We start from the raw sequence: 475 nt of genomic DNA on the forward strand, positions 1-475 counted from the left end.
CATCACGGTGCTGCCCTCCCAGCAAAAAAAGGCTATGGAAATTGCGGTCGAACGCATCTGCAACCGCTTGCTCCTGCGGGATCATGCTCCCCTCTCACTCCGTTGAAGACGATGTCGCGAAGCTACTGCATGCGCAGTGCGATGCATATTGCATCGGCCGCCCCGTGCCGTGCCTCAGCCGCGGGGGGCACCGCCGCCGCGGCGTGTCACCGGAAGGCACGGATGCTCAGCGGTTGCCGGCGCCCAGCCGCGGCGACGGGCGCGACACCACGTAAGCCGCGCTGGCGAGGAAGAACAGGCCCACCCCCAGCAGCAGGATCCACGAGGGATGCGCGCCCCAGCAGAACATCGCAAAGCCGACGGCCATGCCGCCGGCCGCGAATGCCTTGCCCTTGCGGCTGACGGCGCCCTGCTCGCGCCACAGGCGCAGGGCCGGGCCATAGCGCGGGTGCGCCAGGAGCGTGCGTTCGAAGCG

General features: G+C 68.8%; 1 protein-coding gene. It reads right to left on the minus strand.

Annotated elements, in window-relative coordinates:
- Positions 1-226: 226 nt before the first annotated feature.
- The coding region (locus AC1DN0_RS41425; protein WP_477146657.1) for a DUF454 family protein at positions 227-475 on the minus strand (249 nt) is incomplete at its 5' end.

The sequence above is a fragment of the Cupriavidus sp. 05N39 genome (assembly GCF_056397325.1).